The organism is Enterobacter roggenkampii (assembly GCF_001729805.1).
In the GTDB taxonomy this organism is placed as follows: Bacteria; Pseudomonadota; Gammaproteobacteria; order Enterobacterales; family Enterobacteriaceae; genus Enterobacter; species Enterobacter roggenkampii.
Map to the genome: position 1 here is coordinate 4,065,458 of NZ_CP017184.1, position 15,731 is coordinate 4,081,188.

Annotated in this window: 16 protein-coding genes; 10 read left to right on the top strand and 6 right to left on the bottom strand. The window is 55.1% G+C overall.

All coding sequences use genetic code 11. The annotated features are described in order from the left end of the window. Window positions 1-215 precede the first annotated feature (215 nt). From ygjG to BFV67_RS19035, 10 genes are all read left to right on the top strand, one after another. Window positions 216-1,595: a putrescine aminotransferase gene (ygjG, locus tag BFV67_RS18990; protein WP_008503172.1), complete on the top strand. Its 1,380-nt coding sequence runs from the start codon at window positions 216-218 to the stop codon at window positions 1,593-1,595. Window positions 1,596-2,106: 511 nt separating this feature from the next. After that, the gene (locus BFV67_RS18995; RefSeq protein ID WP_008503171.1) at window positions 2,107-2,649 is read left to right on the top strand and encodes a fimbrial protein BcfA; all 543 of its coding nucleotides are present in this window, start codon (window positions 2,107-2,109) and stop codon (window positions 2,647-2,649) included. A gap of 72 nt (window positions 2,650-2,721) precedes the next feature. Further along, the gene (locus BFV67_RS19000; RefSeq protein WP_021242352.1) at window positions 2,722-3,255 is read left to right on the top strand and encodes a fimbrial protein; all 534 of its coding nucleotides are present in this window, start codon (window positions 2,722-2,724) and stop codon (window positions 3,253-3,255) included. A 45-nt stretch (window positions 3,256-3,300) separates the two neighbouring features. Then, window positions 3,301-4,008, top strand: a complete 708-nt coding sequence (locus tag BFV67_RS19005) for a fimbria/pilus periplasmic chaperone (RefSeq protein WP_008503169.1) — start codon at window positions 3,301-3,303, stop codon at window positions 4,006-4,008. 77 nt (window positions 4,009-4,085) lie between these two features. Then, window positions 4,086-6,713 (top strand): fimbrial biogenesis usher protein, encoded by a 2,628-nt coding sequence (locus tag BFV67_RS19010; RefSeq protein WP_069598806.1) that lies wholly within the window; start codon window positions 4,086-4,088, stop codon window positions 6,711-6,713. Beyond that, window positions 6,714-7,721, top strand: a complete 1,008-nt coding sequence (locus BFV67_RS19015) for a fimbrial protein (RefSeq protein ID WP_039265434.1) — start codon at window positions 6,714-6,716, stop codon at window positions 7,719-7,721. Between the two features lie 10 nt (window positions 7,722-7,731). Next, complete coding sequence (locus BFV67_RS19020; RefSeq protein ID WP_008503166.1) at window positions 7,732-8,277, top strand: fimbrial protein; 546 nt, start codon at window positions 7,732-7,734, stop codon at window positions 8,275-8,277. A gap of 9 nt (window positions 8,278-8,286) precedes the next feature. Then, the gene (locus BFV67_RS19025) at window positions 8,287-8,817 is read left to right on the top strand and encodes a fimbrial protein (protein WP_023294617.1); all 531 of its coding nucleotides are present in this window, start codon (window positions 8,287-8,289) and stop codon (window positions 8,815-8,817) included. Between the two features lie 10 nt (window positions 8,818-8,827). Beyond that, entirely contained in the window at window positions 8,828-9,529 is a 702-nt protein-coding gene (locus BFV67_RS19030; protein ID WP_046092490.1) for a fimbria/pilus periplasmic chaperone, read from the top strand. A 9-nt stretch (window positions 9,530-9,538) separates the two neighbouring features. Further along, entirely contained in the window at window positions 9,539-9,826 is a 288-nt protein-coding gene (locus BFV67_RS19035; protein ID WP_021242358.1) for a hypothetical protein, read from the top strand. Window positions 9,827-9,927: 101 nt separating this feature from the next. Here the strand turns inward: BFV67_RS19035 and lsrG are convergent, their stop codons facing one another. Genes lsrG through lsrA form a run of 6 tightly spaced genes read right to left on the bottom strand, consistent with a single transcriptional unit; the run spans window position 9,928 to window position 15,613 of the window. Then, entirely contained in the window at window positions 9,928-10,221 is a 294-nt protein-coding gene (lsrG, locus tag BFV67_RS19040; RefSeq protein ID WP_008503162.1) for a (4S)-4-hydroxy-5-phosphonooxypentane-2,3-dione isomerase, read from the bottom strand. Next, window positions 10,218-11,105: a 3-hydroxy-5-phosphonooxypentane-2,4-dione thiolase gene (lsrF, locus tag BFV67_RS19045; RefSeq protein WP_039024802.1), complete on the bottom strand. Its 888-nt coding sequence runs from the start codon at window positions 11,103-11,105 to the stop codon at window positions 10,218-10,220. The genes lsrG and lsrF overlap by 4 nt, the downstream gene beginning before the upstream one ends. An 11-nt stretch (window positions 11,106-11,116) precedes the next feature. Continuing rightward, window positions 11,117-12,118 carry an autoinducer 2 ABC transporter substrate-binding protein LsrB gene (gene lsrB, locus BFV67_RS19050; protein WP_032653517.1) on the bottom strand — a complete coding sequence of 334 codons (1,002 nt, stop codon included), beginning with the start codon at window positions 12,116-12,118 and terminating at the stop codon, window positions 11,117-11,119. 1 nt (window position 12,119) lies between these two features. Continuing rightward, the gene (lsrD, locus tag BFV67_RS19055; protein ID WP_021242360.1) at window positions 12,120-13,097 is read right to left on the bottom strand and encodes an autoinducer 2 ABC transporter permease LsrD; all 978 of its coding nucleotides are present in this window, start codon (window positions 13,095-13,097) and stop codon (window positions 12,120-12,122) included. Further along, window positions 13,098-14,129, bottom strand: a complete 1,032-nt coding sequence (gene lsrC / locus BFV67_RS19060; RefSeq protein WP_023326139.1) for an autoinducer 2 ABC transporter permease LsrC — start codon at window positions 14,127-14,129, stop codon at window positions 13,098-13,100. It abuts the gene before it with no gap. Then, complete coding sequence (gene lsrA, locus BFV67_RS19065; RefSeq protein ID WP_059363492.1) at window positions 14,126-15,613, bottom strand: autoinducer 2 ABC transporter ATP-binding protein LsrA; 1,488 nt, start codon at window positions 15,611-15,613, stop codon at window positions 14,126-14,128. Before lsrA ends, lsrC begins: the two co-directional genes overlap by 4 nt. Window positions 15,614-15,731: the final 118 nt, after the last annotated feature.

The following is a 15,731-nucleotide window of genomic DNA, read 5'->3' on the forward strand; positions in this document are numbered from 1 at the left end:
CACCTCTTTAGTGCAGCGACGCTCTTCCCCCCTTTCTTTATACTTGCTGCCCCGTACCGCTAAATCCCGTTTGGCTTCTATCGGCATGATTAAATATTGTGCAACATTATTTTAACCTGGCGTTTATCCCGATTTTCGTTAAGGCCTCTGAAGTGGCGTAATCCCTGCAATACTTAAACCAGTATCATGTGATACGCGATCCCCGGGAGCACATTTTGAACAGGTTACCTTCCAGCGCCTCGGCTCTTGCCTGTACCGCGCACGCACTGAATCTCATTGAGAAGCGAACGCTTGATCATGAGGAGATGAAACAACTTAACCGTGAGGTCATCGATTACTTTAAAGAGCACGTCAATCCAGGGTTTCTGGAGTATCGCAAATCTGTTACCGCCGGCGGGGATTACGGAGCCGTAGAGTGGCAAGCGGGAAGTCTCAACACGCTTGTCGACACCCAGGGACAGGAGTTTATCGATTGCCTGGGAGGTTTTGGAATTTTCAACGTGGGGCACCGTAATCCAGTTGTGGTTTCCGCCGTACAGAATCAACTTGCGAAACAACCTCTCCATAGCCAGGAACTGCTCGACCCGCTTCGCGCCATGCTCGCGAAAACGCTGGCGGCCTTAACGCCAGGCAAACTGAAATACAGCTTCTTCAGCAACAGCGGCACAGAATCGGTCGAAGCGGCGATTAAGCTCGCCAAAGCGTACCAGTCGCCGCGCGGGAAATTCACCTTTATCGCCACCAGCGGCGCGTTCCACGGTAAATCCCTCGGCGCACTGTCGGCGACCGCGAAATCCACTTTCCGTAAACCGTTTATGCCGCTGCTGCCGGGCTTCCGCCACGTGCCGTTCGGCGACATTAACGCCATGCGCACCGTGCTGAGTGAATGCCGTAAAACCGGCGATGACGTGGCGGCGGTGATCCTGGAGCCCATTCAGGGTGAAGGCGGCGTCATCCTCCCTCCGCAGGGCTATCTGCCTGCCGTGCGTCAGCTGTGCGACGAGTTTGGCGCGCTGCTGATCCTCGACGAAGTCCAGACCGGCATGGGGCGTACCGGCAAGATGTTCGCCTGCGAGCACGAAAACGTGCAGCCGGACATTCTGTGCCTGGCGAAAGCGCTCGGCGGCGGCGTGATGCCGATTGGCGCGACGGTCGCCACCGAAGAAGTCTTCTCGGTGCTGTTCGACAATCCGTTCCTGCATACCACCACCTTTGGCGGTAACCCGCTGGCCTGTGCGGCGGCGTTGGCGACCATCAACGTGCTGCTGGAGCAAAACCTGCCTGCGCAGGCGGAGCAAAAAGGCGACATGCTGCTGGACGGCTTCCGCCAGCTGGGCCGGGAATACCCTGACCTTGTGCAGGAAGCGCGCGGCAAAGGGATGCTGATGGCGATTGAGTTCGTTGATAACGAAATCGGCTACAGCTTCGCGAGCGAGATGTTCAGGCAGCGAGTGCTGGTGGCCGGAACGCTTAATAACGCAAAAACTATTCGTATTGAACCGCCGCTTACGCTGACCATTGAGCAGTGTGAGCAGGTGCTAAAAGCGGCACGTAAAGCGCTGGCAGCACTCAGAGTGCGCGTAGAAGAGATCTGATCAATCCCCCCTCTTAACCGAGGGGGATTTCATTTTTCTGGTATAAATATTACAAATTGAAATAATAGTATTATATTTCAGACATACATTTATACTTTTAAAATTATAAAGTTCCTTTTCTCTTACATGATTTTTTTTGCAACCAAACCGATATCCATACACCACCTTTATCTATTTGACCGCAAACAGGGTGCCCATTGTTAAAATCCGGTAAAAACACCACCACTCACATCATTCAAAAATATTAATTAATTCTAATATTATACCTAAAAAAAACTAACGGCATATTATACCACCATACATTGAAATAATATTTCACGGCTCCTAGAATACCTGCCGCGGAACATCATAAACATGATGAAAAGAGCTTTTCAATAAGCCCGTCCATTATGCGAAATGCATATTCTAAATAACGGAACTTGTTAAACGTTATTCAAGTTCACGCTGTGAAAGCATATAGCTTTTACTCAATTTCAATTTGACAGAAAGATGTTTATTTAAAAGGATTTGTATGAAAAAGCACGTTTTAGCAATGGTCATTGCAACGGCAATGGTAAGTGGCGTAGCGATGAACGCACAGGCAGACACCGTCACGGTTTCTGGCGGTACGGTTAACTTCGTTGGCCAGGTTGTTAATGCTGCATGTTCGGTCGCAGCTGACTCCGTAGATCAGACTGTAACGCTGAGCCAGGTTCGTACTGTGAAATTGACGACAAAAGGAATGCAGGCGAACCAGAAAGAAGATTTCAAAATCGTTCTGGAAGATTGCGACACCACGGTAAGCCAGAACGCCGCTGTGATTTTCAACGGTCAGCAAGACGCAGCACTGGCAGGTTCACTGGCTAACACAGCGGGAGCTGGCTCAGCAACTAACGTCGCACTGCAACTGTTCGGACCGGATGGTAACGTACTCAATATCGGTGATACCTCCTCCAACGTGAAGCTGATCAATGGCGAGAACACCATCCCGCTGAGCGTTGACTACATCGCTACCGGTGCGGCCACGCCGGGTAACGTATCCTCGACTGCAACATTCCAGATGGTTTACTCCTGATTCGTTAGCTGCAGTAACACCCCCGGAATCTGATTCGGGGGTGTTTTGCCGATCCATCGAAACGGAGTCACTATGCGACAGGTCACCAGGCAATCAGTGCTGTTTTTCAGCGTATTGCTGTGCGTTGCACTGCCCGCCTCGGCAATTGACGACGGAAGCGTGCATTTTCAGGGGCAAGTCGTCAACACCGGCTGTTCCGTCAGCGCAGAAAGTCAGGACCAGATTGTGCGTATGGGCCAAATACGCAATAACGAATTTGCCGCAACGGGCGATTGGGCAGCACCGACAGCCTTTCAGATAACGCTAGAAGACTGCGATACCAGCGTCAGTCAACGTGCGGGCGTACTGTTCAGCGGCGAGTCCGATGCAAAAGACCCGCAAATTTTTCGCGCAGGTTATGGCGCAGGCGCAGCGCAGGGGATTGGTGTGGGAATATTTGACGCAACCGGCCATCTACTTATTCCGGATACAGCCCCGCCCTGGTACGCCCCCTTGCAGAACGGCGCCAATGTTCTGCGTTTTATGGCGAAATACCGCTCCACACAACCGCACGTTCAGGCTGGTACGGCCGACGCCCAGGTATGGTTTAACGTCGTCTACCAGTAAAACACTCAGAGGCCCGAGTGCCTCGTCATGAGAATTGAGGGAACAATGCAAATGAACACATCACCTACGTCTTTGTCTCGCCTGATGATGGCTGGTACGTTGCTGCTGACAATGGGTCTGGCAACGAATGCCTCTGCAGGTGGAATTGCTTTAGGGGCTACCCGCGTCATTTATCCGCAGGGGGATAAACAGGTTTCATTACCGGTGATCAATTCGTCGGCAGACAATACGTTCTTAATACAATCATGGGTAGCCAACGTTGAGGGTATCAAGTCACCAGACTTTATCCTTACGCCACCGTTGTTTGTTATCCACCCTAAGAAAGAGAACACGCTGCGTATTATGTATATCGGCCCCGACCTTCCTGCCGATCGCGAAACTGTTTTCTATCTGAACAGCAAGGCTATTCCGTCTGTCGATAAAAATAAGCTTCAGGGCAATACGCTGCAAATAGCAACACAGAGTGTGATTAAGTTATTCATTCGCCCTAAGAAATTAACATCCCTTTCCGTGGATGCGCCCAAAACGCTGACGTGTCGGACAGAAAATGGAAAAGTCATCATAACGAATCCATCACCGTATTACGTATCGTTGGTGCAGTTCTTTGTTGGGGGAACCCGTCTTCCCAATTCAATGGTCGCACCTAAAAACACGTTGACGGTGGATATCCCCGGCGGCGGTTCCGGCAGTGTGAAATTCCAGACAGTGAATGATTTCGGCGCAAATACCCCTACGCAGATTTGTTCCCATTAACAACCTGAAATGAAATAGCAGACCTGCATTTTGTCTTCAAGGAAGGAAGTACTTAGCATTTACTGCAGGGAAAAGAGATGAAACGTAATACTTCACTGATTTTTAGCACATTTTCTTTAACATCCCTTACGCCAGTGGCGATGGCGATAGCAGGATTGCTATCGCCATCAGATGCAAGTGCAGAATATTTTTTCAACCCGGCATTTTTGTCTAGCGATCCCTCTGCCGTTGCTGACCTGTCGCGGTTTTCCACCAATGGCCAGGCACCAGGCGTCTATCGTGTCGATCTCTGGCTTAACGGGGCGTTTGTGGCGACTCGCGATATCACCTTTACGGCAAGAAATACGGCGTCGACGGCACAACCGCAGGCGGATGATACCGGTCTGACCGCCTGTTTATCAGCAAAAGCGCTGGAAAACCTGGGCGTTAACCTTCAGGCGTTTCCTGCCCTGACGGCGGAAAAGACGGACAGCTGTATTGATATTGCGTCAATCATTCCCGCCTCATCAACTACCTTTGACTTTGAGCATCAGCGGTTGGATATCAGTATCCCGCAAGCCGCCCTGAGGAATAGCGCACGCGGATATATTCCGCCTGAACAATGGGATGAAGGCATTAATGCCCTCCTGCTGAATTATAACTTCACCGGCTCTCGTAGCCGCGATCGGGGGGAGAGCAACTCAACCAGTAAAAGCTATTTCCTCGGGCTTAACAGCGGGTTGAACCTTGGCCCGTGGCGGTTAAGGGATTACTCAAGCTGGAATTATCACAACAGCGATGACTCACGCAGCGACAACTGGCAGCACATTAATACCTATGTTGAACGCGCGGTCATTCCGCTGAAAGGAAGACTGACGCTGGGTGACAGCTACACCCCATCAGACGTGTTTGACAGCCTCCCTTTTCGCGGTGCGCAAATCGCCTCTGATGACAATATGCTGCCCGATAGCCTGAAGGGTTTCGCGCCCACGATCCGTGGTATCGCAAAAAGCAATGCTCAGGTAACCATTAAGCAAAATGGCTACACCATTTATCAAAGCTATGTTCCACCGGGTGCATTTGCGATTAGCGACCTGTTTCCCACGTCCTCAAGCGGTGACCTCAGTGTTGAGGTAAAAGAATCTGACGGTAGCATCAACAGCTATTCCGTGCCGTATTCCACCGTTCCCGTACTCCAGCGTGAAGGCCGCGTAAAGTACGCATTAACAGCGGCCGAATACCGCAGCAGCAGCGATCAACAGGATGAGGTTAATTTCGTTCAGGGGTCTCTAATCTGGGGGCTTTCGCATGGCTTCACGCTGTATAGCGGATCGCAGATAACCAACAATTACCACTCGCTGGCATTCGGCACCGGCCTGAATATGGGTGAACTGGGCGCTATCTCTGCGGATGTGACTCACGCGAAGAGCACGCTGGCGGATGACAGCACGCATTCAGGGCAATCGATCCGTTTTCTGTATGCAAAATCCCTTAACGGCCTCGGCACTAACTTTCAGCTGCTGGGCTACCGTTACTCGACATCGGGATTCTATTCCCTGGATGAAACAGCCTATAAGAAAATGCGCGGCTACACAGGTGACCACGAGGACAACGATACCGAACAGCAAAATCCCTGGATGGATTATTACAATCTGTACTACACCAAGCGAGGAAAGGTTCAGTTCAACATCTCTCAGCAGCTTGGTCATGCAGGTTCGCTCTTTGTCACGGGCAGCCAACAGACCTACTGGCATACCGATGAAAAAAATACGCTACTCCAGGTAGGCTTTAGTGGAACCATTAAAGATGTGTCCTACAGCCTGTCCTACAACTACAACAAATCACCGGGCATGTCGAAAAGCGACGAGATTTACGCGCTGAATTTGTCGCTGCCATTGAGCCTGTGGCTGCGTCCACAAAACGATGTCAGCCAGAAGCATAACTATGCTTATGCCACCTACAACATCAGCACCGACAAAAAGGGTGAAACCTCGCAAAATGCCGGGATCAACGGCACATTGCTTGAGGATAACAACCTGAGCTACAGCGTTCAGGAAGGGTATTCAAGCCAGGGGACAAAATCACAAGGCTCCAGCAGCCTTGAATACGATAGCGCCTATGGCAATGCGAACGTGGGCTATAACTACAGCGGAAACGGCGACTACCAGCAGGTGAACTACGGTTTGAGCGGCGGCGTCATTGCTCACCGGAACGGCATCACCCTTAGCCAGCCACTGGGTGATACCAACGTGCTGATTGCCGCTCCGGGCGCGAGTAACGTCAAGGTCGAAAACGAGCCGGGTATTCATACCGACTGGAGAGGCTATGCCGTGGTTCCCTACGCGTCCTCGTATCATCTCAACCGCATGGCACTGGACATCAACTCACTGGCTGACGATATGGATATCGATGATGCCGTAACCAATGTGGTCCCAACCCGTGGCGCGGTTGTGCGTGCAACCTTCAAAGCCCGGCCTGGTACGCGTGCGTTAATGACCTTAACCCATCGGGGCAAACCCGTTCCTTTCGGCGCCATGGTGTCACGTGATGACAATGGCAGCGATACGATTGTGGGTGAAGACGGAGAGGTCTATCTCTCTGGCCTGAGCCCGGCGGGAACGCTGAAAATTCAGTGGGGTGAAGGGTCAGACAAGCAATGTAGCGTGAAGTATCAATTACCTGAAAGTAAACAGCCGCTGCTGCGGTTGAAAACGGAGTGTATATAAATGAAATTATGGATGATTTTATTTTATGTGGTCGGGCTGGCATTCTCACCTGAGGGAATAGCCGATATTTGTAAAAATGCTAACGGTGGCATCTCGATTGTTAACTATGATTTGACCACCACGCTGAACACCAATCAGAACATTAAAGGTGGCTCCACAGAGCTGGAAAAAAATCAGGATGTGCAGGTTAACGCCACCTGTCCACCGGGTGAGTGGGAAAAACGCACCTATCGCTCCTATTTGAGCCCTTTTCCGGTCGTCAAAACGGATGGTGAATGGAAATATCTCCAGCTTGACCCGGATTATATTATTGGCGCCATGAAAATAAATGACGCAACCATTGGTGAGTTTTATCCCCCCATTGAGTACGTTCACATGGGCGGCCACGATGAAGTGGATACCGGCGGCGTTTTCCCGGTCAACGATAATGACCTGATCTTTAAATTACAAATTGTCAGGCCTTTTATCGGCACCGTGGTTATCCCGCCAAAATTGATGTTCAATGTGTACGTCACCACGACGAATAACGATCGCCTGACCAATATTGTCTACCAGATTACCTACAGTGGCGTTATTACCGTGCCGCAAAACTGCGTCATTAATGCCGGGCAAACCGTAACGGTGGATCTGGGTTCTCTTTATCACGGTGATTTTACGCGCGCCGGGCAGATGCCGGACAACGCTCAGCCCAAAACCTTCAATGTGCCCATTGAATGTAATGCTGACGTGAACTCGCCAGCACAATTAACCTTGCGCGTTATGGGCACATCGGACCCTCGCTACCCGGAAGCGCTGGCATCGGATAATCCTGATGTTGCCGTCGTGGTTACCAGTGAGCAAGACAACATACTGAAACCGAATGTCTTTTCAAGTAGCGCACCTTTTACGACTGATGAGGCGGGCAAGGCCAACGTGACGCTGAAAGCATATCCTATCAGCACAACGGGCAATTCCCCGGAACTGGGCGTGTTCACCGCTCTGGCCTTGTTACGCGTTGATTTCGCATAAGGATTGGGTGATGAAAAAGCGCAATTTTCTCCTGTTTCTGCTGGCAAATCTGGCGTTGTCCTTACAGACAGCCAGAGCAGATAATGACAGTTTCAATGTTCAGTTTATCGGCACCATCGTGGGGGAGTCCTGCAACGTCGACACTGGCAGCGTTGAGCAGACGGTCGAACTCGGTGACTTTACCGCGGATGATTTCCCGTCGGTTGGCACCACAACGCCGGATACAAAGTTTGATATCACGTTGAAAGGTTGCACCCGCGCCATTACCGGCACCAAAGTTTGGTTTACCGGGAATGTGGATGCGAACAACCCGACATTGCTGGCACTTTCAGATAACGGAAAGGGAACGCCTGGCAGGATGGCAACGGGCCTCGGCGTTGAGCTACTGGATTCCAATCGCACCCCAATACCGATCAATAATACGGAGTCCTCGCTTTATCCGCTGCTGCCGGGGGATAACACGCTCACGTTTTATTTGCACTATAAATCCACGCTGCCCGTCGTGACGTCAGGAAATGCGACTGCCGTTATGTATTTTGACCTGCTTTATCAGTAAGGAATATGAATGAAACCGTTTCTCCGGTTATTTTTCTTCTGCATTATTCTGATGCACCTGGGCAGTGCGAGTACAATGGCGCACGACGGGACCGTTTATATTGTAGGTACCGTAAAAAGCAAAACCTGCATCATATCGCCTGATTCGGAAAATCTTATCGTTCGTATGAGCGACGTCGCCACAGGGCAATTTACGAACCAGAAAAATAATACGCCATGGGAACATTTTGCTATCAATCTTGAAAACTGCGGCGCAGGGTTGAATAACATCAGTACCCATTTTGAAGGCACACCCAATCAGGGCAATGCAGATTTGCTTTCGCTGACAGGCGGTCCGGGTTATGCCAGCGGCGTGGCTATCGGTATTTATAATCCGGACAAAACGCTTATACCGCTGGGCGATGAAAGCCAGCTGTTTACGCTGTCAAATAACCAGCTTACTGCCACCCTTGATTTTTATGCCCGTTATCTTGCTGACGGAGGCGCTGTATCGCCCGGAACAGCCAATGCTGCAGCAACCTTTATTTTGACTTATGCCTGATAACACCGTGATGAAACTGCGCATCCTGATCCCTGTTTTAGCACTCTTAACGTTCATCTCTTTTGCGCATGCAGGCGTCGTGATAGGGGGGACACGCTTCGTCTATCCTGAAAAACAGCACTCCATTACCGTTTCAGTGCGCAATAAATCCACGCTTCCCTGGCTGGTCAGCGCAAAAATTTATGCTGGCGGAAACTGGCCAGGGGCAACCTCTGCCCCCCAGGCGACCTCGGCGCTTGTTGCAACGCCCGCGCTTTTTGCACTACAGGGCGGACGCGAAAATAGCATCAGGATTTTTCGTGCCGATGAGGGTTTGCCTGCTGACCGTGAAACGCTTTTCACCCTCAGCATCTCAACCATTCCAGCCAGTAAGACCAGCAGCGACAACGTGCAAATGGCCGTACGTTCAAGCTTTAAAGTGTTCTATCGCCCTGAGGGATTAAACGGCAATCCAGAAAACGCGTATCGGGAAATCCTCTGGTCATATTCAGCAAACCAGCTCGTGGTGAAGAACCCGACCCCCTACTACGTGACGCTCTTCCAGACGCGTATTAACAACAAATCCATTGATAACGCGGGCATCATTGCCCCTTTTAGCCAGCGAACAATGGACGAGTGCCAGAAGGCGCCTCGCTGCGAAATACGCTGGCAAACCATAAACGACTATGGCCGGGTTATGCCGCCCGTGGTTAACATCCTTAATCTGAAATGAGTACCCATCATGTTTTTCATAAAGCACCCCTTCCTCGTTCTGACCGTTTTCGTCACACTGACCGCACCGGCGCTGAGCCAGGCCGCTGAGTTTACCGCTGAGCAGAAGACGGAAATCGGCAAAATCGCCGAGGATTACTTTACAGCCCATCCGGAAAAAATGGGTGAAGCGATATCTATCTACCTGGCTAATCATCCTGAGTTTCTGGTTGCCGCGAGCGAAAACCTACGCCAAAGCCAGCAAGCGGCCGCGCAAAAAATGAAAGAGATGCAGGACGCAGCCAAAAAAGCGCAGTAAAGCAAAATCAAAAGCCGGGCGGGCTACGCTCATCCGGCCTAGAAAACCATTCCACCTTTTCCCCAAAAGCCCGGTAAGCGCAGCGCCACCGGGCAAGACCATTACTCCGGCAATAACCCGACAAAGCTGCGTTTTTTGCGCGGCTCCGACATCAGCTCCTCCAGCTTATCCACGCACGCGAGATAGTGCGGGGTTTGCTTATGCGCCAGCACCGCCTCTTCGTCTTTATAGGCTTCGTAGATAAAGAACCGGGTTTTCACCCTCGGGTCCTGCAATACGTCAAAACGCAGGTTCCCCGGCTCCTGGATTGCGCCCTCGTGGTTGGCGCGAAACACCTCCAGAAACTCGTCCACCCGCTCGGGTTTAATGTTGATCTCTACCAGCGTCACGTTCATTGTGCTTCTCCCTGTTTCTCTTCCTGCCAGAACTGGAACGCATCACGGGCATTCCAGTTATCGTGCACCACTTTCTTCACCGCCTTCAGCATGGCGAGCGGCGCGCTGGACTGGAAGATGTTGCGCCCCATGTCCACGCCGGACGCGCCCTGGTCTATCGCGCGCCAGCACATCTCCAGCGCCTCGTGCTCCGGCAGCTTTTTGCCCCCCGCGATAACGATCGGCACCGGGCAGCTGGCGGTGACTTTTTCAAAACCCTCATCCACGTAGTAGGTTTTGACGAACTGCGCCCCCATTTCGGCGGCGATGCGGCTTGCCAGCGAGAAATACCGAGCGTCACGCGCCATCTCTTTCCCCACGCCCGTTACCGCCAGCGTCGGCATGCCGTAGCGCGCCCCTGCATCGACAAGCTTGATGATGTTGTTGATCGACTGATGCTCAAACTCGCTTCCGATGTACACCTGCGCCGCCACCGCGCAGACGTTCAGGCGCAGGGCGTCTTCCATCGCCACCGCCACGCACTCGTTGGAAAGTTCGCCCAGAATCGAGTTACCGCCGGAGGCGCGCAGCACCACCGGTTTGTTCGTCGCGGCGGGCACCTGGCTCCTGAGGATGCCGCGGGTACACATCAGCACGTCGGTTTCACCAAACAGCGGCGCGATAGAGAGGTCGATACGCTCAAGGCCGGTAGTCGGCCCCTGAAAGTAGCCGTGGTCAAAGGCCAGCATCACCGTACGGTTGCTCTGCGGATTGAAGATGCGCGCCAGCCGTGACTGCATGCCCCAGTCCAGCGAGCCGCAGCCCTTCAGGGTGAACGGCACATTTTGCTGCGGCGTGCCGATGCCAAAATCCTTGCCGTCTTTGATGTCGTCTAAATCAGCCATTTGCTCCCCCGTCAGAAATCGTATTTGCTGATGTTCTCTTTGGTAAACACCACGCGTTCCGGCAGCAGCACGATGCCGTTGCCCTTCGCCTCATACTGGTAGCCCTGCACGCTGTTCGGCTCGACCTTCAGCGCCCCGATATCTTTTACGTCCACGCTGTCGCCAACGTTAAGATCGCCTTTTTTCAGCAAACGATCGGCGACATTGACCGCAATTTTGCCCTGTTGCACCACGTCCCACAGGCCGAAGGCCTTCACCGTGCCGCGCTCAACGTACGGGCGCATCACGTTCGGCGTGCTGAACCCGACAATCGCCACGCCTTCCCGCTTCAGGTTTTCTGCCGCCTGCGCGGCAGCAGGAAGCGCGTTGGCGTCCGGGGCGACGATCGCATCCAGATCCGGATAGGCTTTTAAGATCCCTTCGGCGGTCTGCAACGATTTGGTGGCGTCGTTATAGCCAAACTGGGTGGTGACGATCTGCCACTGGGGATGGTCTTTCTCGATTTTGGCCTTCGCCTCTTTCACCCACTGGTTCTGATCGGTAACGGTCGGGCTGGAGTAGAAGAACGCCACTTTCGCGTTCGGTTTGGTGACCTGCTTGCCCGCCATCTCCACCAGCAGGCCGCCCAGCTGTTCCGGCGTCCCCTGATTGATGTAGATGCTGCGGCACTCCGGTTTGGTGTCGGAATCCCAGGTCAGAACCTTGACGCCGCGCTGCATCGCGCGCTTCAGCGCCGGACACAACCCATCCGGCGACACGGCGGAGACGATAATGGCGTTATAGCCCTGGTTGACGAAGTTATTGATGAGCTGCACCTGGCCGGAGACGCTCGGCTCGGTCGGGCCGTCGTAGGTCACGTCCACGCCAAGATCTTTCCCCGCCTCTTTCGCACCGTTGCCGCCGCTGGTGAAGAAGCCGACGCCCACCAGCTTCGGGATAAAGGCAATGCGGTCCGCCGCCTGCGCCGAAGCGAAGCTGAGGGCCATTGCCAGGACGAGCAGTTTTGTTTTCATCTTACGCTCCGGATAGTTTTCTAAAGAGAGATCGCACCCATTCGCGGTGCAGACTCAGCGAACGCCCCATCACCACCACAACCAGCAGCGCCCCCGACAGCGCGCTCGACACCTGGTTGGGGATGCCGACCATCTGTAAACCCTGTTGCAGGTACCCCACCAGCAGCGCCGCCAGCGCCGTACCGACAACCGAACCTGACCCGCCGTAGATATTGGCTCCGCCGAGCACGGCGGCGGTGAGCGCAGGCATTAATAGATCGCGCCCCAGATCCGAACGCGCGGAGCCGAAATAGGAGACCATCACCAGCGCGGCAATCGCCGAGGCCACGCCCACCAGGCCGTACAGCACGTAGGGCATCCCATTCACCGGCAGCGCCGCATAGCGCGCCGCGCGCGGGTTCTGCCCAATCAGGAACAGATGACGGCCAAAGCGCCCGCGGTGGGTAATGAGCCAGAAGAAGACGGTGATTACCGCGAACAAGACCAATGGGATCGGCAGACCCAACACCGTGAGGTTAGCGAACGCCGTGAAGCTGTCCGGGAAGCCGCCGATGCCCTCGTAGCCCGTCGCGCCCGCCATGCCGGAGAGCAGCAGCGCGCCGCCGCCGTAGAGGTAGAGCGTGCCGAGGGTGATCACCAGCGGGCTGATGCCGGTGTAGTGGATCAGCGCCGCGTTTACCAGCCCGCACAGCAGACCCAGCAGCAGCGTCAGCGGAACGGCGACCGCCATCGGCCACCCGGCCTGCATCATCACCCCCAGCGCAATGGCGCACAGGCCGATGGTCGAGCCGAGGGAGATGTCGATCCCGCCGCTGACGATCACCAGCGTCAGCGGCAGCGCCACAATGCCGATGCAGATGAAGTCGCTGGTGCTGAACAGCAGCATGTTGACGTCGAGCATGCGCGGGTTGATGGCGCCAAAGAGCAGGATCTCCAGCACCAGCAAAATGAGCAGCGCGCTTTCCCAGTTAAGCCTCATTTACGCCACCTCTTTTTTACGTTTGGGAAAGGGGGTGACGTGCTTTCCCCCTCTGTTGCCCGGCTGGAAACGACCGTACTTCAGCGCCCGCTGATGCCGCGCCAGCGCCTGACGCAGACGCCCGTCGAGCACCAGCACGCCCAGCAGCACCAGCCCGGCGATAAAGTCGTTCCACCAGGCCGGAAGCCTGAACAGCACCAGCACGGTGTCGATTTGCGTCAGGAAGAACGCACCGAGCAGCGCGCCGATCAGCGTGCCCGTTCCGCCCAGCAGTGAAATGCCCCCCAGTACGCAGGCGGCGATGGCCTTCATCTCCAGCCCGCTGCCGGTCTGGTTGGGCACGAAGCCAATCTGTGCGGCAAAGACAATCCCGGCGCAGGCCGCCAGCATGCCGTTGAGGGTAAAGGCGATCATGCGGGTGCGATTCACCGCCACGCCCAGCTGGCGCGCGGCAGCGAGGTTATCCCCCACCGCGTAGAAATCACGCCCGAACGCGGTGCGCGACAGCGTCCACGCGCCGGTGACCACGATAATCAACACCACCATGCCAAGGGGCGACACGCCGATGGCCGCAGGCTCAGAGAGGGATTTCAACCCCGGCGGCAGCCCTTCAATCCACTTTCCGCCCGTCCAGAGCAGCATCGCTCCACGGTACAGCCCCAGCGTGCCGAGGGTGGCGACAATCGCCGGGATGCGTAATCCCACCACCAGAAAACCGTTGAATGCCCCCGCCAGCGCGCCAACCGACAGCGCGAAGAGAATGGAAACGGGCAGGCTGTAGCCGCTGTTCAGCGCCACGCCGACGGCGATGGCGGACAGCCCAACGGTCGACCCCACGGAGACGTCGATATTGCGGGTCAGCATCACCAGCGCGGCACCGATGGCCAGCAGGATCAGGATCTGCGAGCTGGCGAAGATCATCCCCAGCGTCTGCAAACTCAGGTACGACGGATTGAGCGCCACCAGCACGGCGAACAGCGCCAGAATGGCGAGAAACGCGCTCAGCTCGCGGTTTTTCAGTAAGATCTTCATGATTGCCCTCCAAACGCCAGCGCCATCATGCGATCGAGGCTGACCGCATGGCGCGGCAGCTCGCCGCTGAGTACGCCCTGATGCATCACCAGCACGCGATCGGCAAGGCCGGGAAACTCATCAAGATCGCTTGAGATCATCAGCACCGCCACGTTCTGCGCCGCCACGCTTTTGATAAGCTGGTAGATATCGGCGCGCGCCGAGACGTCCACGCCGCGCGTCGGTTCATCGACGATCAGCAGTAACGGGTTGGCCTCCAGACAGCGTGCCAGCAGCACCTTCTGCTGGTTGCCGCCGGAGAGCGTGCGCACGGTTTGATCCGCATGGTTGAGCTTGATCCCCAGCGCCCGGTGATAGCGCTCCACCACCGCGGACTCTCTTTTCCGCTGCTGCCAGAGCGACGGCTCGTTCAGCGCCACGGTGTTCCAGCGGATCGGCGCGTCGAGGAACAGGCCGGACACCTGCCTGTCTTCCGGCAGGTAGACCAGGCCTTTGTCCAGACGTGAACTTACCGGTGCGGCGGTGATGTCCTGATTCTCCAGCCAGACGCGCCCCCCGCGCACAGGCCGCAGGCCATAGAGCGTTTCGGCAAACTCGGTGCGCCCGGAGCCTACCAACCCGGCCAGGCCGACGATCTCCCCGGCGTAGATCTCAAGGCTCAGATCGATAAACCCTTCCCCGGTAAGATCCTCCACCCGGAGCACCGGAAAGTCCTGCGGCTGGGTGCGACGGTTGCCCGGCAGCGCCAGCCACAGCTTTTGCGTCTCGCTGAGGGATTTCTCGCGGCTTACCGGCGTCATGGCGGCGATCAGGGCGCTATCGTCAAACTGCGCGGTTTCACCGCTGAGCACCACCGCGCCGTCGCGCATCACCGAGACGTGGCTCGACAGCATGCGAATTTCCGGCAGCTTATGCGAGATAAACACGATCCCGACGCCGAGCGCCTGCAGGGCGCGGATCTGACGAAACAGCCGTTCGGTTTCGCCCGGCGTGAGGGAGGCCGTGGGCTCGTCGAGGATCAGGATCCTGGCGTTGCGCATTAATCCGCGCAGGATCTCTACCATCTGCTGATCCGCCACTTCCAGGGTGCTGGCGGCGGCGTCGAGGTTCAGCCGGCACTGCAGCTGCTCAAGTTTCTCCGCCAGCCGCTTTTCCAGGCCGCGCTCGCGCGGCAGGCGGAACAGGATGTTTTCCCGCACCGTCAGGTTGGGGAACAGCAGCGGCTCCTGCGGCACGAGGTAAATGCCGAGCCTGTGCGCCTGCACGGGCGTCAGCCGCGCATATGACTGCCCCTCGACGGAAAGTTCACCCTCATCCGGCGTCTCGACCCCGGCGATGATCTTCATCAGCGTCGATTTTCCCGCGCCGTTCCCGCCCATCAGCGCGTGCACCTGGCCCGCAAGCAGCGTGAAATCAATGCCTTTTAGAACCGGCACGCCTGAGAACTGCTTGCTGATACTTCGCGCGTCGAGAAGTGGGGTCATCATCGCTCCGCTATTGAACAAATGATTTTTAGATTTAATAATGTTCAAAAGCGTAGACGGTGAACTATATTTACAACCGTGCGGGGATCACAGTTTTATCGATTGAGATTCAGATAAA